Source organism: Erythrobacter sp. NE805 (assembly GCF_046452355.1).
Classification (GTDB): Bacteria; Pseudomonadota; Alphaproteobacteria; order Sphingomonadales; family Sphingomonadaceae; genus Erythrobacter.
The window spans coordinates 386,161-411,970 of record NZ_JBKFDI010000002.1 but is presented as its reverse complement, the minus strand read 5'-3'; the positions used below and the strand labels follow the sequence as shown (position 1 = coordinate 411,970).

21 protein-coding genes are annotated in these 25,810 nt (G+C 70.4%); 16 read left to right on the top strand and 5 right to left on the bottom strand.

Annotated elements, in window-relative coordinates; all coding sequences use genetic code 11:
* Genes ACLBKU_RS09940 through ACLBKU_RS09905 form a run of 8 tightly spaced genes read left to right on the top strand, consistent with a single transcriptional unit; the run spans nt 1 to nt 9,910 of the window.
* The gene (locus ACLBKU_RS09940; protein WP_410179392.1) at nt 1–981 is read left to right on the top strand and encodes a P-loop NTPase; all 981 of its coding nucleotides are present in this window, start codon (nt 1–3) and stop codon (nt 979–981) included.
* Nucleotides 978–2,612, top strand: a complete 1,635-nt coding sequence (locus ACLBKU_RS09935; protein ID WP_410179391.1) for a preprotein translocase subunit YajC — start codon at nt 978–980, stop codon at nt 2,610–2,612. The genes ACLBKU_RS09940 and ACLBKU_RS09935 overlap by 4 nt, the downstream gene beginning before the upstream one ends.
* Nucleotides 2,613–2,629: 17 nt before the next feature.
* On the top strand, nt 2,630–3,814 hold the full coding sequence (locus ACLBKU_RS09930; protein WP_410179390.1) for an XrtA/PEP-CTERM system-associated ATPase: 1,185 nt from the start codon (nt 2,630–2,632) through the stop codon (nt 3,812–3,814).
* 2 nt (nt 3,815–3,816) lie between these two features.
* Nucleotides 3,817–4,719 carry an XrtA system polysaccharide deacetylase gene (locus tag ACLBKU_RS09925; protein WP_410179663.1) on the top strand — a complete coding sequence of 301 codons (903 nt, stop codon included), beginning with the start codon at nt 3,817–3,819 and terminating at the stop codon, nt 4,717–4,719.
* Nucleotides 4,716–5,777, top strand: a complete 1,062-nt coding sequence (locus tag ACLBKU_RS09920) for a FemAB family XrtA/PEP-CTERM system-associated protein (protein ID WP_410179389.1) — start codon at nt 4,716–4,718, stop codon at nt 5,775–5,777. The genes ACLBKU_RS09925 and ACLBKU_RS09920 overlap by 4 nt, the downstream gene beginning before the upstream one ends.
* An 8-nt stretch (nt 5,778–5,785) precedes the next feature.
* Nucleotides 5,786–7,012 carry a TIGR03087 family PEP-CTERM/XrtA system glycosyltransferase gene (locus tag ACLBKU_RS09915; RefSeq protein ID WP_410179388.1) on the top strand — a complete coding sequence of 409 codons (1,227 nt, stop codon included), beginning with the start codon at nt 5,786–5,788 and terminating at the stop codon, nt 7,010–7,012.
* Entirely contained in the window at nt 7,002–8,000 is a 999-nt protein-coding gene (gene xrtA / locus ACLBKU_RS09910; protein WP_410179387.1) for an exosortase A, read from the top strand. Before ACLBKU_RS09915 ends, xrtA begins: the two co-directional genes overlap by 11 nt.
* A gap of 14 nt (nt 8,001–8,014) precedes the next feature.
* Nucleotides 8,015–9,910 (top strand): XrtA/PEP-CTERM system amidotransferase, encoded by a 1,896-nt coding sequence (locus ACLBKU_RS09905; protein ID WP_410179386.1) that lies wholly within the window; start codon nt 8,015–8,017, stop codon nt 9,908–9,910.
* A gap of 126 nt (nt 9,911–10,036) precedes the next feature.
* Here ACLBKU_RS09905 and zapE read toward each other — a convergent pair whose 3' ends face one another.
* The 3 genes from zapE to ACLBKU_RS09890 are packed head-to-tail and all read right to left on the bottom strand — an operon-like array spanning nt 10,037 to nt 12,408.
* A complete protein-coding gene (zapE, locus tag ACLBKU_RS09900) occupies nt 10,037–11,152 on the bottom strand; it encodes a cell division protein ZapE (RefSeq protein WP_410179385.1) in 1,116 nt (371 codons plus the stop codon).
* Nucleotides 11,153–11,156: 4 nt separating this feature from the next.
* Nucleotides 11,157–11,624, bottom strand: a complete 468-nt coding sequence (locus tag ACLBKU_RS09895) for a PaaI family thioesterase (RefSeq protein WP_410179384.1) — start codon at nt 11,622–11,624, stop codon at nt 11,157–11,159.
* A 4-nt stretch (nt 11,625–11,628) separates the two neighbouring features.
* A complete protein-coding gene (locus tag ACLBKU_RS09890) occupies nt 11,629–12,408 on the bottom strand; it encodes a succinate dehydrogenase iron-sulfur subunit (protein WP_410179383.1) in 780 nt (259 codons plus the stop codon).
* 154 nt (nt 12,409–12,562) lie between these two features.
* Between ACLBKU_RS09890 and ACLBKU_RS09885 the strand changes: the two genes are divergently transcribed.
* Both ACLBKU_RS09885 and ACLBKU_RS09880 read left to right on the top strand, forming a co-directional pair.
* Nucleotides 12,563–13,306 carry an SDR family NAD(P)-dependent oxidoreductase gene (locus ACLBKU_RS09885; RefSeq protein WP_410179382.1) on the top strand — a complete coding sequence of 248 codons (744 nt, stop codon included), beginning with the start codon at nt 12,563–12,565 and terminating at the stop codon, nt 13,304–13,306.
* A gap of 59 nt (nt 13,307–13,365) precedes the next feature.
* Nucleotides 13,366–13,998: a class I SAM-dependent methyltransferase gene (locus tag ACLBKU_RS09880; protein ID WP_410179381.1), complete on the top strand. Its 633-nt coding sequence runs from the start codon at nt 13,366–13,368 to the stop codon at nt 13,996–13,998.
* Here the strand turns inward: ACLBKU_RS09880 and ACLBKU_RS09875 are convergent, their stop codons facing one another.
* Nucleotides 13,999–14,976, bottom strand: coding sequence for an MBL fold metallo-hydrolase (locus tag ACLBKU_RS09875; RefSeq protein ID WP_410179380.1), 978 nt, complete (start codon nt 14,974–14,976; stop codon nt 13,999–14,001).
* Nucleotides 14,977–15,034: 58 nt separating this feature from the next.
* The gene (locus ACLBKU_RS09870) at nt 15,035–17,851 is read right to left on the bottom strand and encodes an Rne/Rng family ribonuclease (protein ID WP_410179379.1); all 2,817 of its coding nucleotides are present in this window, start codon (nt 17,849–17,851) and stop codon (nt 15,035–15,037) included.
* Nucleotides 17,852–18,277: 426 nt separating this feature from the next.
* On the opposite strand from ACLBKU_RS09870, the gene ACLBKU_RS09865 reads away from it, so the two are divergent.
* From ACLBKU_RS09865 to ACLBKU_RS09840, 6 genes are all read left to right on the top strand, one after another.
* Entirely contained in the window at nt 18,278–19,204 is a 927-nt protein-coding gene (locus ACLBKU_RS09865) for an N-acetylmuramoyl-L-alanine amidase (RefSeq protein WP_410179378.1), read from the top strand.
* A gap of 54 nt (nt 19,205–19,258) precedes the next feature.
* Nucleotides 19,259–21,772, top strand: a complete 2,514-nt coding sequence (locus tag ACLBKU_RS09860; RefSeq protein WP_410179377.1) for a penicillin-binding protein 1A — start codon at nt 19,259–19,261, stop codon at nt 21,770–21,772.
* 44 nt (nt 21,773–21,816) lie between these two features.
* Complete coding sequence (locus ACLBKU_RS09855) at nt 21,817–22,356, top strand: peroxiredoxin (RefSeq protein ID WP_410179376.1); 540 nt, start codon at nt 21,817–21,819, stop codon at nt 22,354–22,356.
* Nucleotides 22,357–22,437: 81 nt separating this feature from the next.
* Entirely contained in the window at nt 22,438–23,565 is a 1,128-nt protein-coding gene (gene prfB, locus ACLBKU_RS09850) for a peptide chain release factor 2 (RefSeq protein WP_410179375.1), read from the top strand.
* A 5-nt stretch (nt 23,566–23,570) separates the two neighbouring features.
* Nucleotides 23,571–24,305, top strand: a complete 735-nt coding sequence (locus ACLBKU_RS09845; RefSeq protein WP_410179374.1) for a class I SAM-dependent methyltransferase — start codon at nt 23,571–23,573, stop codon at nt 24,303–24,305.
* Between the two features lie 97 nt (nt 24,306–24,402).
* Entirely contained in the window at nt 24,403–25,806 is a 1,404-nt protein-coding gene (locus tag ACLBKU_RS09840; protein WP_410179373.1) for an NAD(P)H-dependent flavin oxidoreductase, read from the top strand.
* The last annotated feature ends 4 nt before the right edge of the window (nt 25,807–25,810 follow it).

Here is a 25,810-nt window from a genome sequence, read left to right as displayed (position 1 = left end):
ATGACCGAACAGGGCAAGATCGACCGCGAGGGCGCCAGGCCCGCCTCGCTGTTCGAGCGCGCCGACGCCGTCTTCGGCCTCGGCGTGCGGCCTGCCGCGCCCAAGGTTCCCCCCGTCGCGCCCAACCTTCCGCCGGTGCCCCAGGCGCTGCGCCGCCCGGTGCCGCAGCCGCAAGCCCAGCCGCAGCCCGTCGCCCCGGTCCCGCCGGTTGCCGCGCCTGCGCCCGAACCGCAGGCGCCGCGCAAGGTCGAATTCTGCGGGCCCTTCGCCGCGGTCGACCGCAAGACCCTGCGCGAGGAAGGCCTGATCGTGCCCGAGGACCCGGTGACCGGCCTCCTCGAGGAGTTCCGGATCGTCAAGCGCGAGCTGCTCGCCGATGCCCGCACCGCCCGTTCGGGCCTCGCGCGGCGGATCCTCGTCTGCTCGCCGCATCCGGGCGAGGGCAAGACCTATTGCGCGACCAACCTCGCGATCGCGCTCGCCGCCGAAAGGGGCCTCGAGGTGCTGCTGGTCGATGCCGACGTCGTCCGCCCGAGCGTCACCCGCCGCCTCGGGATCGAGGCCGAGCGGGGCCTGATGGACGCGCTCGAGAACCCCGCGCTGTGCCCTGAGAGCCTCGTGATCGAAACCGACATCGAGGGCCTCTTCGTCCTGCCCGCCGGCACCCCGAGCGCGCGCGATGCCGAATATCTCGCCAGCAGCCGCACCGCCGAGGTGCTCGACCGGCTGACCGCGGGCGCGCCCGACCGGATCGTGATATTCGACACGCCGCCCGCGCTCGCCGCCTCGCCCGCCGCCGAGCTCGCCGGGCACGTCGGGCAGGCGCTGCTGGTGGTGCGCGCCGACGAGACGGGCCGCGCGGCGCTCGAGGATGCGCGGCAGCTGCTCTCGGCCTGCGCCGACATCAAGCTGCTGCTCAACGCGGCACGCTACAGCCCCTCGGGTCGCCGTTTCGGCTCCTACGGGGGGAGGGGGTCATGATGAAGTTCGCCATCGCTTTCGCCGCCGCCTTGATGGCAGGCGCCGCGCCCGCTCTCGCGCAGGACCAGGGACAGGGCCAGGGCGGCGGCGAGGCGCCCCCCGCGCGCGGCCGCGTCGTCCAGCCCTATATCGAGGTCAGCCAGATCGTCTCGGCCGAGATCACGCCGGGCAGCGACGTGGTGACCTTCACCCAGGTCGCGGCCGGCGCGGACGTCAATATCCAGGGCCGCAACTCGGGCGCCTCGGTCTCGGTCCGCTACGAGCGCAACATCGCCTATGGCGACGACAGCGTCGACAGCAACACGCTGAGCGGGATCGCGCGCGGGACGCTTGCGGTGGTGCCGGGCGCGCTCAGCCTCGAGGCCGGCGCGCTCGCCTCGCGGACCCGCGTCGATGCGGGCGGGGGCACGAGCGTCAACCCGCTGGTGCGCGAGGACAATGAGAGCCGCGTCTACAGCGCCTATGCCGGGCCGAGTCTGCGCACGCAGGTCGGCGATGTCGGGATCGAGGGCGTGGCGCGGGTCGGCTACAACCGCTTCGAGGCCGAGGACGCGCTGGTCACCCAGCAAGGCCAGACCGTCGACGTCTTCGACGACAGCGTCACCTATCTCGGGCAGGTCCGCGCCGGGGTGCGGCCCGATACGGTGATCCCCGGCGTCGGCCTCGCGGTCACCGCGGGGGGCTTCCAGGAGGACATTGCCAACCTCGACCAGCGGGTGCGCGATCTCTACGTGCGCGGCGACGTGACGATCCCGGTCAGCCCGACGCTCGCGCTGGTCGGCGGGGCGGGCTACGAGGACGTCGAGATCTCGAGCCGCGACGCGGTGCGCGATGCCAACGGCGTGCCGGTGCGCGGCGCCGACGGGCGGCTGGTGACCGACAAGACCGCCCCGCGCCGGATCGCCTTCGCGGTCGACGGCCTCTTGTGGGACGTCGGCGTGCTGTGGCGCCCCTCGTCGCGCACCAGCCTCCAGGCCGCGGTCGGGCGGCGCTACGATTCGACGACCTATTACGGCACCTTCACCTACGCCCCGAGCGACCGGAGCAATCTCGCGATCAACGTCTATGACGGGGTGAGCGGCCTCGGCGGGGCGCTGAACAATGCGCTCGCCGGGATTGGCACCGATTTCGAGGCGATCCGCAACCCGGTCACCGGCGATTTCGGCGGGCTGGTCGGCGGGTCGCAGGGGCAGTCGCTGGTCGGCGTCGCGGGCTCGGTGCGCTCGGCGGCGTTCCGCGGGCGGGGGGTGCGCGCTTCCTACCAGCGCCAGGTGGGCCGCACCACGGCGGCGATCGGCGCGGGCTACGACCGGCGCACCTTCATCGCCGCGGCGGGCACCGCGCTTGCGCCCCTCGATGGGCTGAGGGACGAGAGCTACTACCTCACCGCCGGCCTCTCGCGTCAGGTGGGGGCGGGCTCGGCGATCACCACCAATGCCTATGTCAACTGGTTCGACGGCGCCGGGTCCAACGACGTGACCGCGATCGGCGGCTCGGCGGCCTACAACCAGACGATCACCCGCCGCCTCGAGGGCCGCGCGGCGATCGGGGTCGACTATGTCGACAGCCAGTTCACCGACCAGGATTTCGCCGTCGCCACGGCGCTCGTCGGCCTCAGGTACAATTTCTGACGGGAGTGCACGCACCCATGTACGAACAGTTCTACGGCTTCAGCGGGCGCCCCTTCCAGCTCACCCCCGATCCGCAATTCTACTTCGAGAGCACCAGCCACAAGAAGGCGATGAGCTATCTCGGCTATGGCCTCAGCCAGGGCGAGGGCTTCATCGTCATCACCGGCGAGGTCGGGGCGGGCAAGTCGACGCTGGTCGCGCACCTCATGGAACGGATCGACCCGGCGGCGCTCACCGTCGCGCAGGTGGTCACCACCGCACTCGACGGCGAGGAGCTGGTGCACGTCGTCGCCCAGGCTTTCGGCCTGCCCGTCGAGGGTCACGACAAGGCGAGCGCGCTCGGCACGATCGAGCGCTTCCTCCAGGACGAGGCGCGCGCCGGGCGGCGCTGCCTGCTGGTGGTTGACGAGTGCCAGAACCTCGCGCTGACCGCGCTGGAGGAGCTGCGGATGCTCTCCAACTTCCAGCTCGGCTCGCACCCGCTGCTGCAATCGCTGCTGCTCGGCCAGCCCGAGTTCCGGCGCACGGTCGCGCATCACCCGGGGCTCGAACAGCTGCGCCAGCGGATCATCGCCTCGCACCATCTCGAAGCGCTCGATGAGGGCGAGGTCGGGCACTATGTCCGCCACCGCCTCGCCCATGTCGGATGGAACGGGCGCCCGGCCTTCGAGGCGGGGCTGCTCGAGGCGCTTTGTCGCCACACCGACGGCATTCCGCGGCGGGTCAACCAGGTGATGAACCGGTTGCTGCTGCTCGCCGCGATCGAGGAGAGCGACCGGCTCTCGCTGAGGATGCTCGACGCGGTGGTCGCCGAGATGAGCGCCGACCAGACCCGCGGCGCGCGCGCGGGCGGGGGCGATCTCCACACCGCGCCGGTCGCGCCCGAAGTCTCCGCTCCGGCTCCCGCTCCCGCCGCGCCCGGCAGCCTGCCCGCGACCGAGGTCGCCGCGCTGCTCGCCACCCGCGACGCGCGCACCGCCGAGCTCGAGGCGGCGATCAGCGAGTTGCAGGCCGCCGGCATGAGCCGCATCGGCGGCGCGGCTGCCGGCACCCCTGAGGAGGTGCACCTCGCCGAAGCGCGCCTCGCCGCGGCGCTCGACCGGATCGAGGCGCGGCTCGAGGAGCAGGAACAGTCCTTCCGCCACGTGCTCACGATGCTGATCGAATGGCTCGAGGAAGACCCGTCGCGCAGGGCCGCGTGACGATGAACGCTGGCTTCCCCCCGCCCGCGCAAGGCCCGCTCGTCAACGGGTTGTCGGTCGACGTCGAGGACTGGTTCCAGGTCGGCGCCTTCGAGAAGGTCATCGCGCGCGGCGAGTGGGATGCGATCAAGACCCGCGTCGAAGACAATGTCGCGCGCGTCATCGACCTCTTCGCCGAGGCCGAGGTGCGCGCGACCTTCTTCACGCTGGGCTGGGTGGCGAAGCGCCATCCGGCCATGATCCGCCGCATCGCCGAGGCCGGGCACGAGCTCGCCAGCCACGGCTACGATCATGCGCGGGTGTTCACCTTCAGTCCCCGCGAGTTCGCCGAGGACATCCGCAAGGCGCGCGCGATCATCGAGGACTGCGGGGGCCAGGCCGTCACCGGCTACCGTGCGCCGAGCTTCTCGATCGACCACCGCACCCCCTGGGCCTTCGAGGTCCTCGCCGAGCACGGCTACGCCTATTCCTCGAGCGTCGCGCCGGTGGTCCACGACCACTACGGCTGGCCCGAGGCACCGCGCTTCGCCTTCCGTCCGCTCGCCGCTTCGCCGCTGATCGAGATCCCGGTGACCACCGCGATGCTCGGGAGCAGGCGCGTGGCGGCAGGCGGCGGGGGTTTCTTCCGGGTGCTGCCCTATGCCTTCTCGCGCTGGGCGATCCGCCAGGTGAACCGCGTCGAAGGGCGGCCCGCGGTGTTCTATTTCCACCCCTGGGAGGTCGATCCCGATCAGCCGCGCGTGGCCCACGCGCCGATGCGCTCGCGCCTCAGGCACTACACGGGCCTCTCCAAGATGGCGGGCAAGCTGCGCGAGCTCGTCCACGAGTTCCGCTGGGGCCGGATGGACGAGCTCGCCGCGCGCGAGGCGGCGCAGCTCGCGCTCGCCGAGGACGTGCTGGCATGAACGCGCCGGTCCGGGCGGGCACCGCGGTGCGACTGGCCGACTTCCGCGAGCCGGACGAGGTCGAGCGGATCGAAGGCTTTTGCGCGGAGAACGGCGCGAGCCTGTTCCACCGCCCGGCGTGGCTCAAGGCGGTCGAGGCCGGGACCGGCCAGCGCGCGGCGGGGCTTCTCGCCGAGCGGCTCGGCACGATCACCGGCTGGCTGCCGCTGACCGAGGTGCGCTCGGCCCTCTTCGGCAAGGCGCTGGTCTCGAGCGGCTTCGGCGTGGGTGGCGGGATCCTCGCCGAGGACGAGCGCACCGCGCGCGGCCTCGTCGAGGTTGCGCAGGGCCACGCGCTCGCCGGGAGCTTCGCGAGCATCGAACTGCGCGGCGGCGCGATCCCCGAGGGCTGGGAGAGCTGGTCCGACAGGCATTGCGGCTTCGAACGCGAACTTGCCGCCGACGACGAGGCCGAGCTCCTCGCGATCCCGCGCAAGGCGCGCGCCGAGGTGAGGAAAGGCCTCGGCTTCGGGCACCGGGTGACGGTCGGGCGATCGCCGAGCGACCTCGCCGCGCACTACGCCTGCTACAGCGCGAGCGTTCGCAACCTCGGCACCCCGGTCTTCCCGCGCGCGCTGTTCCGCGCCATGCTCGAGGCCTTCCCGGAGACGAGCGACATCCTCACCGTCTGGCAGGACGAGATCCCGCTGGCGAGCGTGCTCAGCTTCTACCACGACGGGGCGGTGATGCCCTTCTGGGGCGGCGGCGTTCACGCCGCGCGCGCCGCGCGGGCGAACGAGGTGATGTATTACGAGCTGATGCGCCACGCGCGCCGCCAGGGCATGACCCGCTTCGACTTCGGGCGCTCGAAGACCGGGAGCGGGCCCTACAGCTTCAAGAAGAACTGGGGCTTCGCGCCGCAGCCGCTCACCTACGCGGCCTGGACCGCCCCGGGCGCGCGGGAGCGCAACATCGACCCCACCGACGCGGGCTACAGCCGCAAGATCGAGCTGTGGAAGAAGCTCCCGCTGCCGGTCGCCAACGCCATCGGGCCGTGGATCGCCCGCGGGCTCGCCTAGAGCCGACGATGGGCGGCATCCTGTTTCTCGCGCACCGCGTGCCGTTCCCGCCCGACCGCGGCGACCGCATCCGCGCGCATCACCTGCTGAAGGCGCTCGCGCGGCTCGGGCCGGTGCATGTCGGCTGCCTCGAGGACGGCGACAGCGCCGCGGAAGGGGAGCGGGCGCTCGCCGCTGTCGCGGCCTCGCGCTGCGTCGTGCGGCGCGTGAAGCCGTTGCCGCTCGCGGGGGTCGAGGCGGTGCTCGCGGGCAAGCCGGTGAGCCTCACCGCCTTCCATTCGCGCCGGCTCGAGGCATGGGTGCGCGAGACCATCCGCAGGGAGGACATCGCAGCGATCGTCGTCTTCTCCGGGCAGATGGGACAATATGTCCCCGCCGACTTCGCCGGCCCGGTGGTGATCGACCTGTGCGACGTCGACAGCGCCAAGTTCGCCTCCTACGCCGCCGCGGGCGAGCGCGTGTGGCTTAACGCCCGCGAGGCGCGGCTGCTCGCGCGCGAGGAGGAGCGCCTCGGGCGGCGCGCCGATGCGACGATCCTCGTCTCCGAGGCCGAGGCGGCGCTCTACCGCGCGCGGCTGACCGAACCCGCCAAGGTCCGCGTCGAGGTGATCGGCAACGGCATCGACGCCGCTTTCTTCGACCCCGCCGCCGCCGTGCCGCACCCCGCGCTCGCCGCCCCGCCGGGGCCGCAGCTCGTCTTCACCGGGCAGATGGACTATCGCCCCAACGAGCAGGCCTGCCTGTGGGTGATCGAGGACCTGCTCCCGGTCCTGCGCGCGCGCCTGCCGGACGCGACCTTCCACGTCGTCGGGCGCAATCCGACGGCGCGGCTCCTCGCGCATCATGGTGCGCCGGGCGTGCGCGTGTGGGGCGAGGTGCCCGACGTGCGCCCCTTCCTTGCCGCCGCCGACGCCGTGCTCGCCCCTCTGCTGATCGCGCGCGGGGTGCAGAACAAGGTTTTGGAGGCGATGGCGATGGCGAAGCCGGTCGTGCTGACCCTCGAGGTGGCCACCGGCATCGCCGCCGACGACGGGGCGCAGTGGCTGGTCTGTCCGCCCGATCCGGTGGTGATGGCGGCGCGGATCGAGTTCCTGCTTGCCCACCCCGAGCTTGCCGCCCGCATCGGCGCGGCGGCGCGGCGCTTCGTGCTCGAACGCCACGGTTGGGAGGGGATGCTGAGCCCCCTCGCTGGTCTGCTCGGACTGGAAGCGACAGGAGAGCGCCATGCCGCCTGAGGCCGTGCTGCCCGCTCCCGCGCCCGCGCGCCTCCCCGCCGCGTGGCGCGCACCGCTCGTGTCGCTCGCGGTCGGGCTGCTGGTGCTTGTCGCGGTGACCGCGAGGGCCTGGGGCGCGATGGTCCACCAGTGGTGGAACATCGACACCTACAGCCACCTGCTGCTGGTGCCCTTCATCATCGCCTGGCTGGTGGTGCTCAAGCAGCGCGACCTCGCGCAGCTCGCGCCGCAGCCCTTCTGGCCCGGGCTCGTCGCGCTCGCCGGAGCGCTCGCTCTGTGGCGCGCCGGCGAGGCGCTCGGCATCAACCTCGTCGCGCAAGCGGGCGCGGTCGGCGCGGTGCAGGCGGCGGTCGTCACCCTCCTCGGCGTGCGCGCGAGCCTCGTCCTCGCGCTGCCGCTCGCCTTCGCCGCCTTCCTCGTGCCCTTCGGCGACGAGATCATCCCCCCGCTGCAACTTGTCACCGCCGAGATCGCCATCGCGCTCACCCATGCGAGCGGCGTGGCGGCGGGGATCGAGGGCATCCACATCCAGACCCCCGCCGGGCTGTTCATCGTCGCCGAGGCGTGCTCCGGCGTCAAGTTCCTGATCGCGATGGTCACGCTCGGCGTCCTCGTCTGCGCGACCCGCTTCCGCCGCTGGACCACCCGCGCCGCCTTCATGGCCGCCTGCATCCTCGTCCCCATCCTCGCCAACGGGGTGCGCGCCTGGGCGACGATCTACGTCGCGCAGTTCGTCGGCGCGGAAAAGGCGACCGGGTTCGACCACATCGTCTACGGCTGGGTGTTCTTCGCGATCGTGCTCGCCGTCCTGCTCGGCGTGGCATGGCGCTTCGTCGAGCGCGAGCCCGAGAGCCACGGCTGGCCCTTGCAAGCGATCGACCGCTGGCGCTGGGTCGCGCGCGCCGAGGCCCTGCGCCTCGCGCCGACCGGAGCGCTGCTCGCGGTCGTCGCCCTCGCGGGCGTTGCCGCCGTCTCGACGCTGGTCTAGGCCTCGATCCCAGAATGTGCGGGATTGCCGGGATCTTCCACGCCGAGACGCCCAAGCCTGTCGACCCCGCGCGGGTCGTCAGGATGTGCGACGCGCTCGCGCATCGCGGGCCTGACGGGTCCGGGGTATGGACCGACCACGGGGTCGGGCTCGGCCACCGCCGCCTGTCGATCATCGACATCGCGGGCTCGCCCCAGCCGATGCATTCCGCCGACGGCCGCGCGGTGATCGTCTTCAACGGCGAGATCTACAATTTTCGCGAGCTGCGCCGGGAGCTCGAGCAGGCGGGCCACACCTTCCGCACGAGCGGCGATACCGAGGTGATCCTCGCGGCATGGCAGAAATGGGGCCCCGATTGCCTCGCGCGGCTCGACGGGATGTTCGCCTTCGCGATCTTCGACCTGGCGAGCCGCCGCCTGTTCCTCGCCCGCGACCGTTTCGGGGTGAAGCCGCTGTTCATCGCGCACCTCAGCGACGGGAGCATTGCCTTCGCCTCGGAGCTCAAGGGCCTGCTCGCGCACCCGCTGCTGCGCCGGCGGGTGAACCCCCAGGCGATCGAGGCCTACATGGCCTGGGGCTATGTGCCCGACACGCATTCGATCCTCGCCGGGGTCGAGAAGCTCCCCGCCGGGCACTTCTGGCTGCTGGAGCAGGGCAAGGCGCCGGGCCGCCCGCAGCGCTGGTGGGACATCGACTTCAGCCAGCGCGAGCGGGGAAGCGAGGCGGACCTCTCCGCCCAGCTCGTCCACCTGCTGCGCGAGGGCGTGCGCTCGCGGATGGTCGCCGACGTGCCGCTCGGGGCGTTCCTCTCGGGCGGGGTCGATAGCTCGGGCGTGGTCGCGCTGATGGCCGAGGCCTCGCCCAACCCGGTGCAGACCTGCTCGATCGGCTTCGACGTCGCGGCCTATGACGAGACTTCCTACGCGCGGCAGGTCGCGGCGAAGTTCGGCGCGGACCACCGCGAACGGATTGTCGCGACCGACGACTTCGCTGCCATCGACGCCCTCGCGGCGATGTTCGACGAGCCCTTCGCCGATGCCTCGGCGCTGCCCACGTGGCGGGTGTGCCAGCTGGCGCGCGAGCGGGTGACGGTGGCGCTGTCGGGCGACGGGGCGGACGAGGCCTTCGCGGGCTACCGGCGGCAGGTCTTCCACCATCACGAGGAGCGCGCCCGCGGCATCCTGCCTGCTGCCTTGCGCGCGCCGCTGTTCGGAACGCTCGGCCGCGCCTGGCCCAAGGCCGACTGGGCCCCGCGTCCCCTGCGCGCCAAAGCGACCCTGCTCGCGCTCGCAGAGAGCGGGGAGGAGGGCTATGCGCGCGGCCTTTCGGTGACGCTGCCCGGGTCGCGCCGGTCGCTCTACTCGGACAGCTTCGCCGCGAGCCTCGAGGGCTTCCGCGCCGAGGACGAGCTCATCGCCCTGATGCGCGCCGCGCCGGGGCGCTCCGGCCTCGACCGCGCGCAGTATGCCGATCTCGCTTTCTGGATGCCGGGCGATATCCTTACCAAGGTCGACCGCACCAGCATGGCCGTCAGCCTCGAGGCCCGCGAGCCGCTGCTCGATCACCGCCTCGTGGAGTTCGCCGCGCGCCTGCCCGAGGGGATGCGGGTGCGCGGCTCGGTCGGCAAGCATCTGCTCAAGAAGAGCCTCGAGCGCTACCTCCCCCCCGACATCCTTTACCGCCCCAAGCAGGGCTTCGTGACGCCCATCGCCGAATGGCTGAGGGGGCCGCTTGCGGGCGCTTCGCGGGGGATCGCGACGGGAGCGCTCGCGCAGACCGGGTTCTTCGATGCGAAGGCCATCGCGGGTCTGGCGGAGGCGCACATCGGGGGCCGCGTCGATCACTCGCGGACGCTGTGGCAGCTCTTGATGCTGGAGAAGTCGCTGGGCCAGCTGGGGGTGAGTGGGTAAGTCCGAATCCCGTTTGCCCTGAGCCTGTCGAAGGGCTGTCCTTCACTTGTGGCTTCGAGCTGTCAGAAGAAAAGTGCAGTCCTTCGACAAGCTCAGGACGAACGGAGATCTACGGGTCTCCGAGATCTAATCCTCCGTCCCGTGCCCGAGCGCCATGTAGTCCTCGCTCTGCATCTCGTTGAGCCGGCTCACCGTGCGCTCGAACTCGAAGGCGCCGTCGCCGGCCTGGTAGAGCTCCTCCGGCGCCGCGGCGGCGGTGACGAACAGCTTCACGCGGTGCTCGTAGAGCGCGTCGATCAGCTTGGTGAAGCGGATCGCCTCGTTGCGGCTCTCCGGGCCCATCCTCGGGATGCCGACGAGGATCACGGTGTGGAACGCGCGCGCGATGGTGAGGTAGTCGGCGGCGCCGCGGTTCTCGGCGCAGAGCTTCTTGAACGAGAACACGCCGACGCCCTTCAAACACTTGGGCACATGCAGGGTTCGCCCGCCGCCGAGGTCGAGCTCGCCCGAGGGCACATTGGCGGCATCCTCGGGGGCAAAGTCGGTGAGGCGGAAGAAGGCCTCGCGCACCTGTTCGGTCGCCTCGTCGCCCAGCGGCGCGTGCCAGGTGCCGAGCCCGCCGATCCGGTCGAGGCGGTAGTCGGTCGGGCCGTTCAGCGAGAGCACGTCCATGCGCGCCTCGACGAGGTCGATGAAGGGCAGGAACAGCGAGCGGTTCAATCCGTCCTTGTAGAGGTCGCGCGGGGGGCGGTTCGAGGTGGTGACGATCACCGTGCCGGCCTCCATCAGCGCGGTGAAGAAGCGGCCCATGATCGCAGCGTCGGCGGTGTTGGTGACGACCATCTCGTCGAAGGCAAGGCACGTCAGCTCCTCGCCCATGTCGCGGGCGACGGCGATCAGCGGGTCGGCGCGCTCCGCCTTGCGGGCCTCGGACACCCGCCGGTCGAGTTCGAGCATGAAGGCGTGGAAGTGGACCCGGCGCTTCTTCGTCACGGCGAGCGTGTCGACAAACAGGTCCATCAGCATCGACTTGCCGCGCCCGACGCCGCCCCACAGGTAAAGGCCGCGGGGGGGCTCGGGCTTCTTGCCGAACAGCTTGCCGAGGATGCCGCCAGAGGGCGCATCGGCCTCCAAGGCGTCCTGCAAGCACGCCAGCCGCTCGGCCGCGGCGCGCTGGTCGGGGTCGGCGCGCAGTTCGCCGCTGGCGATCAGCGCGTCGTAGCGGGCGAGGAGACCGGGCACTGCGTCAGGTTTGGCCGCGCGGCTGCATCTTGCGCACGATCCCCGAGAAGCTCGCGACGGTGTCCTCGTCCTGCACCACCATCCCGCGGATGAAGACGAGCTTGCCGGTCTCGCGCACGATCTCGGTGACGGCGTCGAGCGGCCGCCGCGGATCGCCGCCGCCCACGAACTGGGTCGACAGCTCGAGCGTCACCGAGGGGCCGGCATTGCCGGTGCCGATCCGGTGCATCGTCACGAACAGCGCAATGTCGATCAGGGAGAGCGTCACCGCGCCGTGGATCACGCCCTGAAGGTTCATGTGCCGCCGCTCGGGAAACATCCTGAGGCGCGCCTTGCCGTCCGGATCGACGCGGGTGATGAGCTTGCCCATCACAGCGCCGTTGAACAGGCTCGCGTCCTTGAGGTTCCAGTGATGCCAGCCGGGGTTTGCCGGGTCGGGCCCGTGCTCGAAGACGTTGTCCTTGAAGCTCACCGGATCAGATCGCCCGCTCGGCGAGCATCTTCTTGGTCTCGGCGATCGCCTTGGCCGGGCTGAGGCCCTTGGGGCACACGTTCGCGCAATTCATGATCGTGTGGCAGCGGTAGAGGCGGAACGGGTCCTCGAGATCGTCGAGCCGCTCGCCGGTCATCTCGTCGCGGCTGTCGGCGAGCCAGCGATAGGCCTGGAGCAGGATCGCGGGGCCGAGGAACTTGTCCGAGTTCCACCAATAGGACGGGCACGAGGTCGAGCAGCAGGCGCACAGGATGCACTCATAGAGGCCATCGAGCTTCTCGCGCTGTTCGGGCGATTGCAGGCGCTCCTTGCCCGAAGGCGTGGTGCTGACGGTCTGGAGCCACGGGCGGATCGAGGCGTATTGCGCGTAGAAATGGGTGAAGTCCGGCACCAGGTCCTTGATCACGTCCATGTGCGGCAGCGGGGTGATGCGGATCTCGCCCTTCAGATCCTCGATCGCGGTGGTGCAGGCGAGCGCGTTCTTGCCGTTGATGTTCATCGAGCACGACCCGCAGATCCCCTCGCGGCACGAGCGGCGGAAGGTGAGGGTGGGATCGACCTCGTTCTTGATCTTGAAGAGGGCGTCCAGAACCATCGGGCCGCACTGGTCGAGGTCGATCTCGAACTTGTCGTAGCGCGGGTTCTGGCCGCTGTCGGGATCGTAGCGATAGATCTTGAACGACTTGACCCGGCCCCCTTGCGCCTTGTGCAGCTTGCCGTCGTTCCTGATCTTCGAATTCTTGGGGAGAGTGAAGGTCGCCATTGCCAGATCCCGGTTGCAATTTGGCACCCTACTTAGCGGCATTGCCGGTGGGCGCAAGCGGGGCGGGCCTCGCAATTGTTGCAGGGTTTCGCACAGAGGTTGAGCGCGCGTCACCGCCGGGAACGAAGCGCAGGCGGGGGCCGTTCTGCGCGTCATGAGGGAAAGCGACGGGAATGCGGGCTGGCCGCGCAGCGCGGCTGTGTTCGGGGCGAGCGGCGGGATCGGGCAGGCCTTGTGCGAGGGGCTCGCGGCGCGCGGGTGCGCGCGCATCCATGCGGGATCGCGTTCGGGCGAGGGGCCGGAGGTCGCGGGCGTCGGCTCCTTCGCCTTCGACCTCGACGACGAGCCGAGCATCGCTGCCGCCGCCGCGGCGATGCGGGACGACCCGCCCGAGTGGGTGATTGTCGCCACCGGGGTGCTGACGCTCGCCGACGGCCGGGGGCCGGAGCGGAGCTACAGGCGGATCGAGGCCGCGACGATGGCCGAGGTCCTCGCGCTCAACACCATCGGCCCGGCGCTGGTCGCCAAGCATATGCTCGCGATCATGCCGCGCGGGCGGCCTTTCACCTTCGCCGCGCTCTCCGCGCGGGTCGGGTCGATCAGTGACAACCGGCTCGGCGGGTGGCATTCCTACCGTGCCTCGAAGGCCGCGCTCAACATGCTGCTGAAGAACTTCGCGCTCGAGATGGCGCGCACCCATCCCGAAGGGGTGGTGGTCGGGCTCCACCCGGGGACGGTGGACAGCGCGCTCTCCCGGCCCTTCCAGTCGGGGCTGGCCGAGGGGCAGCTCTCCCGGCCAGAGGATGCCGCGGCGAACCTGCTCGGCGTGCTCGCCCGCCTTACCCCCGCACAGTCGGGGCGGGTGTTCGACTTTCGGGGGGAGGAGGTCCCGGCCTGAGGCTTTCCTTCGCGCCCGGCGCCGCTAGACTGCGCCGGGCGAACGAGGGGAGGGACGGCATGGGGCTTACGGGCTGGTACGAGGCGAAGGTCATGCCGCGCCTGATCACCTGCGCCTGCTCGCAGGGCCAGGTGATGAAGCGCCGCGCCGCGGTGGTGCCGCACGCGCGCGGCGACGTCTTCGAACTGGGCTGCGGGGGCGGGATCAACCATGAATTCTATGACCCCCGCGCGATCACCTCCTATGCCGGGATCGACCCGCACGAGGGGCTGCTCGACGCCGCTCGCGCCGCCGCGCGGGAGAAGGGCTGGGCGGCGGACCTCAGGCAAGGGCGGGGCGAGGCGATCCCCTTCGATGACGCGAGCTTCGACTGCGTGGTGTGCACCTTCACCCTGTGCTCGGTAGACGACCCCGCGCAGGTGATGCGCGAGATGCGCCGCATCCTGCGCCCGGGCGGCACGGCGCTGTTCCTCGAGCACGGCCGCGCGCCCGACGCGCCGGTGCGGCGCTGGCAGGAGCGGATCGAGCCCGTCTGGAAGCGCCTCGCGGGCGGCTGCCACCTGACCCGCCCGATCGCGGGCGCGCTCGCGCAGGCAGGTTTCGCGGTCGAGCCGCTGGGCGAGGGCTACACCCCCAAGACGCCGCGCTTCGCGGGTTGGATGGAGTGGGGCAGGGCCGTCAAGGCAGGCTGATCAGAAGCTGCGCACTTCGCCGACCTGCATGATCCATGCATTGGCTTCGCCATACTGCTGCTCCAGCGCAGCCCGGCGAAACCGGATCGGCGCCTCGAACGGGTCCTCGGGGGTGAGCATGATGCTGCCCCAGTGCATCCCGACCGCAGCCCGCGCACCGATGTCGCGGGCGATCGTCACGGCTTCTTCGGGCGTGGCGTGGCTCGCTTCCATGATGATCCGCGGCTCGTAGGCCCCGATCCCGACGAGGGCGAGGTCGAACGGGCCGGCACGCTCGCCGATCTCGCGGAAGACCGCGCCGTAACCCGTGTCACCGCCGAACCAGACCCTGCGCTCGGATGATGCGATTGCCATGCTCGCCCACAAGGTCCGGTTGCGATCGAAGAGTCCGCGCCCTGAGAAATGGACCGCGGGAAGCGCGGTGACGCTGATGGGTCCGAAGTGGTGCCGCTCCCACCAGTCGAGTTCGACCACCTCGGCAAACCCCTGACGTCGCAACAGCGGCCCGACGCCCAGCGGACAGACCACGGGCGTCTCGGCCCGCCAGCGGTAGGCCGTGAGGGCCGCGGTATCGAGGTGGTCGTAGTGGTTGTGGCTGATGACGATGAGGTCGAGCCGCGGCAGCTCGCCCGCCTTGACCGTCGCCGGCAGAAATCGCTTCGGGCCCAGCCCGAAGGGACCAGCGTTCCGGCTGAGGTATGGGTCGGTGAGAACGAGCTTCCCGCCGATCCGCATCGCGAAGCAGGCATGGCCGAGCCAGGCGATCTGGTTGTCCGCGAGCGCAGCGAGATCCGGCCTCGTGCTCGCGACATGACCGTCCGGGATCGGCGGCAGCTTGGCGCGGCGCATGTCCCACAGCAGGAACCGGAGGAAATCGCGAAGCCCCGCGCGATAGGCCGGGCTGCCCGGCGGATTGCGGTAACCGCCACCCGGCTTGTGGTGAGAGGGTTGCTGCGGGGCGCCTGCGCGATCGTTCATCGCTTAGCGAGGTAGGAGTGCGGGCGCGACCTTTCCAGATCGCGCCCGCTTCTCCCGATCATTCCCCGAAGGTTCGCTGCCACCAACCACGGCGCGGCTTGGCCTCGGCCTCGGGCGCAGCTTCGGTCCGGGCCTCTTGCTGGGCGGCCTCACCGGCCATCGCCTCGGCGGTCTGCGGCGCGTCCTCTGGCCCGGCGATCACCGCCATGTCCTCGGCGACCTGCTGCGAGAGCGCCTCGGCGGCATCCTCGGCGGCCACCTTGGCCTTGCGCGGGGCGCGCTTGCGCTTGGGCTTCTCGGCCGGAGCTACCGCCTCGGCCGGAGCCGCATCGGCAGAAGCGGCGGCGAGTTCGGGGGCGAGTTCGGCCGGAGCCTCCTCGGCGACCACGGGCTCGGCGTCCTTCTTCTTGCGCGGCGCGCGGACGCGCTTGGGCTTGGCAGGCGGCGCTTCCTCGGCGGCGGGCTCGGCGTCGGGAGCGGGCGCTTCTGCCTCGACCTCGGCAGGCGCGTCGGGTTCGGCCTCGTCGCCGGTCAGCGCGTCGACATCGGCCTCGCCCTCGGCGCCCTGCTGGCCTTCCTCGGTGCCCTCGTCGGAGCGGCGCTTGCGCCCGCGGCCACCGCGGCGGCGGCGCTTCTTGGGGCGGCCCTCGCCGTCACCGGTCTCGCTGTCGTCGCGCAGCGTGGCCTCGCCGGCCTCGCCCGCCTCGTCACCGTCGCTGTCGGTATCGGCGCCGTCCTCGGCATATTCGCCCTCGGCGCCTTCGCCGCCCTCTTCGCGGTCACGGTTGCGACCACGACCACCGCGCCGACGCCGGCGCTTCTTCTTGCGGCCGCCGTCTTCGTCGCCGTCGGACCGCTCGCGATCGCGATCGCGGCCGCGCTGGCGCCGTTCGCGCTCCTCGGCCTCGTCCTCGGCGTATTCGTCCTCTTCCTCCGGGAGGTCGGCATCGTCCTCATCGTCGATGATCGGCTCGAACCTGGGCGCCTGGAGCGGGCGCGGGCCAGAGCTCGAGACGCTCATCTTTGCGCCTTCCTGCTCGCCTTCCGGCACCACCTCGACGCTGACGCCGTAGCGCTGCTCGATCTCGACGAGGTCGGCGCGCTTCTCGTTGAGGAGGTAGATCGCCGCCTCGGTGCTCGCGCCGAGGCGGATGAGCGTGCCCTTGCCCTTGGCCGCCTCGTCCTCGATCAGGCGCAGCGCCGAAAGCCCCGCGGACGACGCGGTGCGCACGAGGCCGGTGCCGTCGCAATGCGGGCAGGCGCGGGTGGTCGCCTCGAGCACGCCGGTGCGCAGGCGCTGGCGGCTCATTTCCATCAGGCCGAAGGAACTGATGCGGCCCACCTGGATGCGCGCGCGGTCGTTCTTCAGCGCCTCCTTCATCGCCTTCTCGACCTTGCGGACGTTGGAGGGGTACTCCATGTCGATGAAGTCGATGACGACGAGGCCGGCCATGTCGCGCAGGCGCAGCTGGCGGGCGATCTCGCGCGCCGCCTCGAGGTTGGTATGGAGCGCGGTCGCCTCGATCCCGTGCTCCTTGGTGGAGCGCCCGGAGTTGATGTCGATCGACACCAGCGCCTCGGTCGGGTTGATGATGAGGTAGCCGCCCGATTTGAGCTGGACCATCGGGTCGTACATCGCGCGCAGCTGGTCCTCGGCGCCGTAGCGCTGGAACAGCGGCACCGGGTCCGAATAGGCCTTCACCCGCCGCGCGTGGCTCGGCATGAGGAGCTTCATGAAGGCCTTGGCCGACTTGTAGCCCTCCTCGCCCTCGACGACGACTTCCTCGATCTCCTTGTTGTAGATGTCGCGGATCGCGCGCTTGATGAGGTCGCTGTCCGAGTGGATCAGCGCCGGCGCGACCGAGGCGAGGGTCTTCTCGCGAATCTCGTCCCAGACGCGGGCGAGGTAGTCGAAGTCGCGCTTGATCTCGGGCTTGGTGCGGCTCATGCCCGCGGTGCGGACGATCAGGCCCATGGTCTTCGGAAGCTTGAGGTCCGAGACCATCTCCTTCAGCCGCTTGCGATCGCTCGTCGAGCTGATCTTGCGGCTGATCCCGCCGCCGTGCGACGAGTTGGGCATGAGCACGGTGTAGCGCCCGGCGAGGCTCAGGTAGGTGGTCAGCGCCGCGCCCTTGTTGCCGCGCTCTTCCTTGACGACCTGGACGAGCAGCACCTGGCGGCGCTGGATCACGTCCTGGATCTTGTAGCGGCGGCGCAGCGCCATGCGCTTGGCGCGCACCTCGTCGACCTGCTTGGCGCGGCTGCGGCCGTTGCCCTTGTCGGTCTTGTCGCCGCGGTCGCCCTTGCCCTGGCGGCGGCGGCCACGCCCGCGTCCGCGACGCTCCTCGCCGTTTTCCTCGCCGGTCTCTTCTTCGGAGGAGTCTTCGTCCGAGGCCTCGTCCTCGTCAGAGGCGCCGCCCTCGATGGTGGCGACCTCGTCCTTGTCGGAGGTGTCGACTTCCTCGACCCCGTTCTCGGCGAAGTCCTCGGCGAGCGCCTCGCCGCTTTCGTCCTCGGCGTCGTATTCGGCGCCTGGCGCGATGCCTTCCGCCTCTTCCTCGGCGCGCAGGCGCTCCTCTTCCTCGGCGGCCTCGGCCTCCTCGGCCAGAAGGGCGTCGCGGTCGGCCTTGGGAATCTGATAATAGTCGGGATGGATTTCGCTGAAGGCAAGGAAGCCGTGGCGGTTGCCGCCGAAGTCGACGAAGGCCGCCTGCAGCGAGGGTTCGACCCGGGTTACCTTGGCGAGATAGATGTTGCCCTTGATCTGCTTGTGTTCGGCAGATTCAAAGTCGAATTCCTCAATCCGGTTGCCTTGCAGGACCGCCACCCGGGTTTCTTCCGGGTGGCGCGCATCGATGAGCATGCGCGTTGCCATTGAATAGTCTCCATGCGCCCGGCCTTGCCCGCGTGGCGGGGTGAAGGGGGCGCGCATATTGTGGGAAACCGGCGCGCCCGGGGGAGGCGCCGGAAGGGGGTATCGCGCCTGGGGCCGTGACGGCGGTCAGCGCGAAGCTCGTGTCTGCAAGGACAGATGTGCGGCAGGCTGCCGCGCCTTGACCCGCAACGCCGAGCACGCGTTGGTCACGCGTTGTGCTCGATCGGCGGGGAGAACATACTGTCACTGCATCAACCTGTACTGGGCCGGGGAGCGGAAGAAAGAGTGTGCCCCGGCGCAAGAGGCGGGCAAGTGGGGCGCGCATCGCGCCTACCGGCAACCTCCATGACCCATCGCTAGCACTGTGGGGCAAACCCCGCAACTCTCTTGCGTTTCCTTCGGGCAAGAACGTAAGCGGCACACGCAATGAGTTTTCGCGCCCTGCTGCTCGTCCTTGTTCTGCTGCTCGTGCCGGCGGGCGTGCTGGGCGGCGCGCGGGTGCTGGGGCGCGAGGTGCCGATGGCCTATTGGGGCCGCGACTACGTGCTGCGCTTCCCGCTCGCCGATGCGGGCGAGGGCGGGGGCGGGGCCGCCGCGCCGCTCGAGTTGCCGCAGGTCGCCGGCCCCGACGATCCCTCGCGCCCGCTGGTGGTGATCGATGCCGGCCACGGCGGGCGCGATCCGGGGGCGATCGGCACGGACCCCGAAGGCCGCCGCGTCGAGGAGAAGGCGATCACCCTCGCGCTCGCGCTGGCGCTGCGCGACGAGCTGCTGCGGCAGGGCGGGGTGAGGGTCGCGCTGACCCGCTCGGACGACCGCATCCTCCCGCTCCCCTACCGCCCCGAGATCGCGCGGCGGCTCGAGGCCGACCTGTTCGTCTCGATCCATGCGGACTCCGCCGGCGAGCGGGAGGAGGTCAGCGGGGCGAGCATCTACACGCTCTCGAACGAGGCCTCGAACGAGGCGGCGGCCCGCTTCGCCGCGCGCGAGAACGACGCCGACCGGCTTAACGGCATCACGGTGAAGGGCCAGAGCGCGGCGGTGAGCGCGATCCTCGTCGACCTCTCGCAGCAGCGCACCCAGGAGGAGGCGCTGGCCTTTGCCGGCCTCGTGCTGCGCGAGGGCGAGGGGACGCTGCCCTTCATCCCGCAGCCCCGCCGTGCCGCCGCGCTCGCGGTGCTGCGCGCGCCCGACGTGCCCTCGGTGCTGTTCGAGAGCGGCTTCGTCACCAACCTCACCGACCGCGCGCGGCTCACCACGCCCGAGGGGCGGGCGCAGTATGCCGCCGTGCTCGGGCGCGCGATCCGGGTCTATCTCGCACGCCGAGCGGGGGCCGCGGCGAGCGGGGAATAGGCGCGCGAAGTCGCTAGCTTTCGCGCACGCCCGCGTGCTAGTTGCGCCCCGTTCATGACCGAGACGCTCCCGCCTCCCGAAGACCGGCAGACCACCTGGGCCTATCTGCGCTACCGCGTGAACCGCGATGTCGGCGGGGCGCTGGCGTGGTTCCGCGCGCGCTGGCGGGCGAGCCGGCTGTTCCGCATCCTCGCGATCGGCTTCGGCCTCGCGCTCGCGCTGTGGATCGCGCTGTTCGTGTGGCTGGCGAGCGACCTGCCCGAGGCTGAGGCGCTTCTCACCTACGAGACCCCGCTGCCGACGGTGGTGCGCGGGATCGACGGCGAGATCGTCCACTCCTACGCCCGCGAGCGGCGCGTCCAGCTGCAATATGCCGACTTCCCGCAGAAGCTCATCGAGGCCTATCTCGCGGCCGAGGACAAGACCTTCTTCAGCCACGGCGGGGTCGACTTCCTCGGCACCGCCAACGCGGTGTTCGATTACGCGCGCAAGGCCGGGACGGGCGAGCGTGCGGTGGGCGGCTCGACGATCACCCAGCAGGTCGCCAAGAACCTGCTCCTGGGTGACGAATACTCGGTCACGCGCAAGCTCAAGGAGATGATCCTCGCCGGGCGCATCGAACAGGTGCTGACCAAGCAGGAGATCCTCGAGCTCTACTTGAACGAGATCCCGCTCGGCCGCCGCTCCTTCGGGGTGCAGGCGGCGGCGCGCGCCTATTTCGACAAGGACGTCGACCAGCTCCAGCTCCACGAGATGGCCTTCCTTGCGATTCTCCCCAAGGCGCCCGAGCGCTACGGGCGCAAGGGGCAGGAGCAGGCGGCGCTCGAGCGGCGCAACTTCGTGCTGAACCAGATGGAGGCGAACGGCTTCATCACCGGTTCGCAGCGGCGCGCGGCGGCGGCCAAGCCCCTGGGTCTCGTCACCCAGCGCCGCGAACGTTCTGTCGATGCCGGATACTTCCTCGAGGAGGTCCGCCGCGAGCTGATCGAGCGCTTCGGCGAGACCGCCGAGGACGGGCCGAACTCGGTCTATGCGGGCGGGCTGTGGGTGCGCACCAGCCTCGACCCGCAGATGCAGCTCGCCGCGCGCGACGCGCTGCGCGAAGGGCTGCTGCGCTATCAGGGCGGGCGGGCCTGGGCGGGTCCGATCGCGACGCTCGAGGTGGAGGACGGCCAGTGGGCGAGCCGTCTGCAATCCTCGCCGCTCGGGATCAGCTACAAGGACTGGCGCGTCGGCGTCGTCACCCGCCGCAGCGGTCCCAATGCGCGGATCGGCTTCGCGAACGGCGACGAGGCCCCGCTGATCGGCCTGCCCGACCGGCTCAAGGCCGGCGACGTGATCGCCGCCGCTCCGGTCGGCAATGCCTGGGCCGTGCGCACCATCCCCGAGGCGCAGGGCGCGCTCGTCGTCGAGCAGGCGCAGTCGGGCCGGGTGATGGCGATGCAGGGCGGCTTCGACCACCGCCTCTCGGACTTCAATCGCGCGACCCAGGCGATGCGCCAGCCGGGCTCGACCATCAAGCCCTTCGTCTATGCAGCCGGGCTCGACAGCGGGATGACCCCCTCGACCCAGATCGACAACTCGCGCTTCTGCTTCTTTCAGGGCGCAGGGCTCGGCGAGAAGTGCATCCGCGGCGGGCGCGGTGCGGGCGGGCAGCACCCGATGCGCTATGGCCTCGAGCAGTCGCAGAACATCATGACCGTGCAGATCGGCATGACCGCGGGAATGAACAACGTCGTGCGCGAGATCGAGCGGGTCGGGATCGGCAAGTTCCCGGCCTATCCCTCGACCGCATTGGGCGCCGGGGAGACGACGCTCATCAAGATGGTCGCGGCTTACGGCGCGCTCGCCAACCACGGGCGGCTCAATCCGCCGACCGTGATCGACTACGTCCAGGACCGCCGCGGCAAGGTGGTGTGGCGCGCCGACCAGCGCGAGTGCCGCGGGTGCAACATGGCCGCGTGGGACGGCAAGCCGATGCCGCGCTTCGGGGTGCGCGGCACCCAGGCGATGGACCCGCGCACCGCCTTCCAGGTGATGCACATGCTGCGCGGCGCGGTGAGCCGCGGGACCGCGACCGTGCTCAACTCGCTGAACCTGCCGCTGTTCGGCAAGACCGGGACGACCACCGGCCCCAAGGACGTGTGGTTCATCGGCGGCACGCAAGCGATGATCGCGGGCGCCTATTTGGGCTTCGACCAGCCGCGCGACATGGGCGGCTATGCCTATGGCGGCACGATCTCGGCGCCCATCGTCAAGAGCCTGATCGAGAAGACCCGCGCCAAGTGGTCCGATCTCCCGCCCGTCGCGCCCACCGGCGTCCGGATGGTGCGGGTCGACCGCCGCTCGGGCAAGCGCGTCTTCGAGGGCTGGCCGACCGAGGATCCCAAGTCGGCGATCATCTGGGAGGCCTTCAAGCCCGACACCGAGCCCGAGCGCTACACCCGCCAGGACGCGATCGCCGCCAAGCGCAACGAGATCCTCGCGCTGATCCGCGCCGGACGCCAGAGCGCCGAGAGCGCGGTAGTGAAGGAGCCCGAGTTCCTCGAGGAAGGCGGCATCGACTGACGCCGGTCCGGAAACCATCTCAGGCCATGACGGTTGGAGAGCACATGAAACAGCTTCGCACCATTGCCCTTGCGGCTTTCGCCCTCGCCGGTCTCGCCGGTGTGACCTCCGCTTCCGCAGAGCTTCCCACGGGCACCAAGGCCCCGGCCTTCTCGACCAAGGCCGCGCTCGCCGGCAAGGAGTTCGGCTTCGCGCTGAAGAGCGCCCTCGCCAAGGGGCCGGTGGTGCTCTACTTCTACCCCAAGGCCTTCACGCAAGGCTGCACGCTCGAGGCCAATGCCTTCGCCGAGGCGATGCCGCAGTTCAAGGCGGCGGGCGCGAGCGTGATCGGCATGTCCGCCGACGACATCGCCACGCTCAAGGAGTTCAGCCGCAAGGAATGCCGCGACGCTTTTCCGGTCGGGATCGCGAGCCCCGCGGTCGCCAAGGCCTACGACGTGGCGATGGGCCAGTCGGGCCTCACCACCCGCACTTCCTACGTGATCGCGAAGGACGGGACGATCGTCGCGGTGCACTCGAACCCCGACTACCGCGGCCATGTCGCACAGACCCTCGCGGCGGTGAAGGCGCTCCGGACGAAGTGAGGGGCCTCGCGGCTTTACAATCGCGCCGCCGACGCTAAGCGGCGTGCCTCATCACGTTTGCTCGTCGCGAAGGATTGACCCATGCGGGCCGAGGCCCAGGCTTACATCAACCGGATCGAGGCGGCGCTGGCGCTGGTGCGCCTGTCGCTCGACTGGGAGCGCGCGCTGCGCCGTTTGGACGAGCTCAACGCGCGCGTGCAGGACCCGAAGCTCTGGGACAATCCCAAGCAGGCCCAGGCGATCAGCCGCGAGCAGAAGACGCTCGAGACGGCGGTGAACACCGTCCGCGAGATCGAGGCCGAGATGGCCGACGCGGTCGAGTTCATCGAGATGGGCGAGGCCGAGGGCGAGGATTCGATCGTCGAGGACGGCCTTGCGACCCTCGCCCGGCTCGCCGACCGCGCCGATGCCGACAAGGTGCAAGCGCTGCTTTCGGGCGAGGCGGACGGCAACGACACCTATCTCGAAATCCACGCCGGCGCAGGCGGGACCGAGAGCCAGGACTGGGCCGAGATGCTCTTCCGCATGTACGGCCGCTGGGCCGAACGCCGCGGCTTCAAGGTCGAGACGGTCGAATACCAGGCGGGCGAACAGGCCGGGATCAAGTCGGCGACCCTGCTCATCAAGGGCGACGGGGCCTATGGCTATGCCAAGACCGAGAGCGGCGTCCACCGCCTCGTCCGCATCAGCCCCTATGACAGCTCGGCGCGCCGTCACACCAGTTTCTCCAGCGTGTGGGTCTATCCGGTGATCGACGACAGCTTCGAGATCGAGATCAACCCCGCCGACCTCAAGATCGACACCTACCGCGCGTCCGGGGCGGGCGGACAGCACGTCAACACCACGGACTCGGCGGTGCGCATCACCCACCAGCCCACCGGGATCGTCGTCGCCAGCCAGCAGGACCGCAGCCAGCACAAGAACCGCGAGATCGCGATGAACATGCTCAAGGCCCGGCTCTACGAGGCCGAGATGCGCGCCCGCGAGGAAGCCGCCAGCGCCGAGCATTCGGCCAAGAGCGACATCGGCTGGGGCCACCAGATCCGCTCCTACGTTTTGCAGCCCTACCAGATGGTCAAGGACCTGCGCACCGGCATCGTCTCGAACACCCCCGACGCGGTGCTCGACGGGGCGATCGACCCCTTCATCTCGGCCGCGCTCGCGCAGCGCGTGACCGGCGAGAAGGTCGAGATCGAGGACGTCGAGTAGGCCCGATGCGAGGCGGGCGCGCGCTCCTTGCGGCAGTGGCGGCGGCGCTCGCTGCCAGCGTCCTTGCCGGATGCGACGGTCTCGCGCCCGCGACCACGAAGCGTCCCGAGAGCGCGCTGGCCTTCCCCGCGCCCGACCGCCCGGTCGCCGCGGTCGTCTCCAACGAGTTTTCGAACGAGGACGCCCGCGACGAGCGCGGCGAGGCGCAGGTCGTGATGGACCTCGCCCGGCTGCGCCCCGGCATGACCGTCGCCGATCTCGGGGCGGGGGAGGGCTACTACACCGTGCGCCTCGCCGAGCGGGTCGGGGCCGAGGGTCGGGTGCTCGCCCAGGACATCAGTCGCGAGGCCCTGGACCGGCTCGGCCGCCGGGTCGAGCGCGAGCGGCTCGAGAACATCTCGATCAAATTGGGCGATGCCGACAATCCGCAGCTGCCCCCCGACAGCTTCGACCGCATCTTCATGGTGCATATGTACCACGAGGTCACCGAGCCCTACGCCTTCCTGTGGAACATGTGGCCCGCCCTGAATGCCGACGGGCAGATCGTGGTGGTGGAGAGCGAGAGCCGCGTCGGAAGCCACGGCCTGCCGCACACGCTGCTGTTTTGCGAGTTCGAGGCGGTCGGCTATGTGCTCGTCGAATATACCGAAAGGCCCGACATCAAGGGCTATTTCGCGCGCTTCCAGAAAGGCAAGGCGCGGCGCTCGCCCGAGGCGATCGAGGTGTGCAGCGCCTCCTGAAACGCCCGCGGCGCGCGAGGTTGCGGGGCGGGGCGCGCGCGACTATGGGCAAGATCTGATAAGCCGCGCCGCTCCCGGCGCTCGAGAGGATTGTTCGTTGTTCAAGGGATTGTCTCCGATCGTCTACGGCGGTCGCGAAGTCTGGCCGCTGGTCGAGGGCGGCAAGGGTGTTTCGGCCACCAACCACGCGAGCTCGGGCGCCTGGGCGGCCGCCGGCGGCATCGGCACGGTGAGCGCGGTCAACGCCGACAGCTACGATGCGGACGGCAACGTCATCCCTCAGGTCTATCACGGCCGCACCCGCGAGGAGCGCCATCAGGAGCTGATCCGCTATGCCATCGAGGGCGCCACCACGCAGGTGAAGAAGGCCTACGAGATCGCCAGCGGCCGCGGTGCGATCAACATCAACGTGCTGTGGGAGATGGGCGGGGCGCAGGCCGTGCTCGAAGGCGTGCTCGAGCGCACCCGCGGCCTCGTCACCGGGGTCACCTGCGGGGCGGGAATGCCCTACAAGCTCGCCGAGATCGCCGCGCGCTTCAACGTCAGCTACTTGCCGATCGTCAGCTCGGGCCGCGCCTTCCGGGCGCTGTGGAAGCGCTCCTACCACAAGGTCGCCGAGCTGATGGCAGCGGTGGTCTACGAGGACCCGTGGCTGGCGGGCGGGCACAACGGCCTCTCCAACGCCGAGGACCCGACCAAGCCCGAGGACCCCTATCCGCGCGTCAAGGTGCTGCGCGACACGATGCGCGCCGAGGGCGTCTCGGACGACGTGCCGATCGTTATGGCGGGCGGGGTGTGGTATCTGCGCGAATGGAACGACTGGATCGACAATCCCGAGCTCGGGAAGATCGCGTTCCAGTTCGGCACGCGCCCCCTGCTCACCCGCGAGAGCCCGATCCCGCAGATCTGGAAGGACATGCTGCGCACCGTCGAGCCCGGTGACGTGCTGCTCCACAAGTTCTCGCCCACCGGCTTCTATTCGAGCGCGGTCAAGACCCCGTTCCTCTACGACCTGATGCACCGCTCGGAGCGCCAGATCCCCTATTTCAAACGGGGCGAGGAAGAGGGCACGGTGCAACTCGGCGAGGACGGCAAGGCGAGGAGCTTCTGGGTCCGCCCAGAGGACAAGGCCCGCGCCGAGATGTGGATGCGCGCCGGCCACACCGAGCCGCTCAAGACCCCGGAGGGCACGATCGTCTTCGTCACTCCGCAAGCCCGCGAGACGATCCGCCAGGACCAGCAGGACTGCATGGGGTGCCTCTCGCACTGCCAGTTCTCGAGCTGGAAGGACCACGACGACTACACCACCGGCCGCCTCGCGGACCCGAGGAGCTTCTGCATCCAGAAGACGCTCCAGGACATCGCCCACGGCGACGACCCCGACCGCAACCTCGCCTTCGCGGGCCATGCCGCCTACCGCTTCAAGACCGACCCCTTCTTCTCGAACGGTTACACACCGAGCGTGGGCGAGCTGGTCGAGCGGATTTTGACGGGGGATTGAGAGG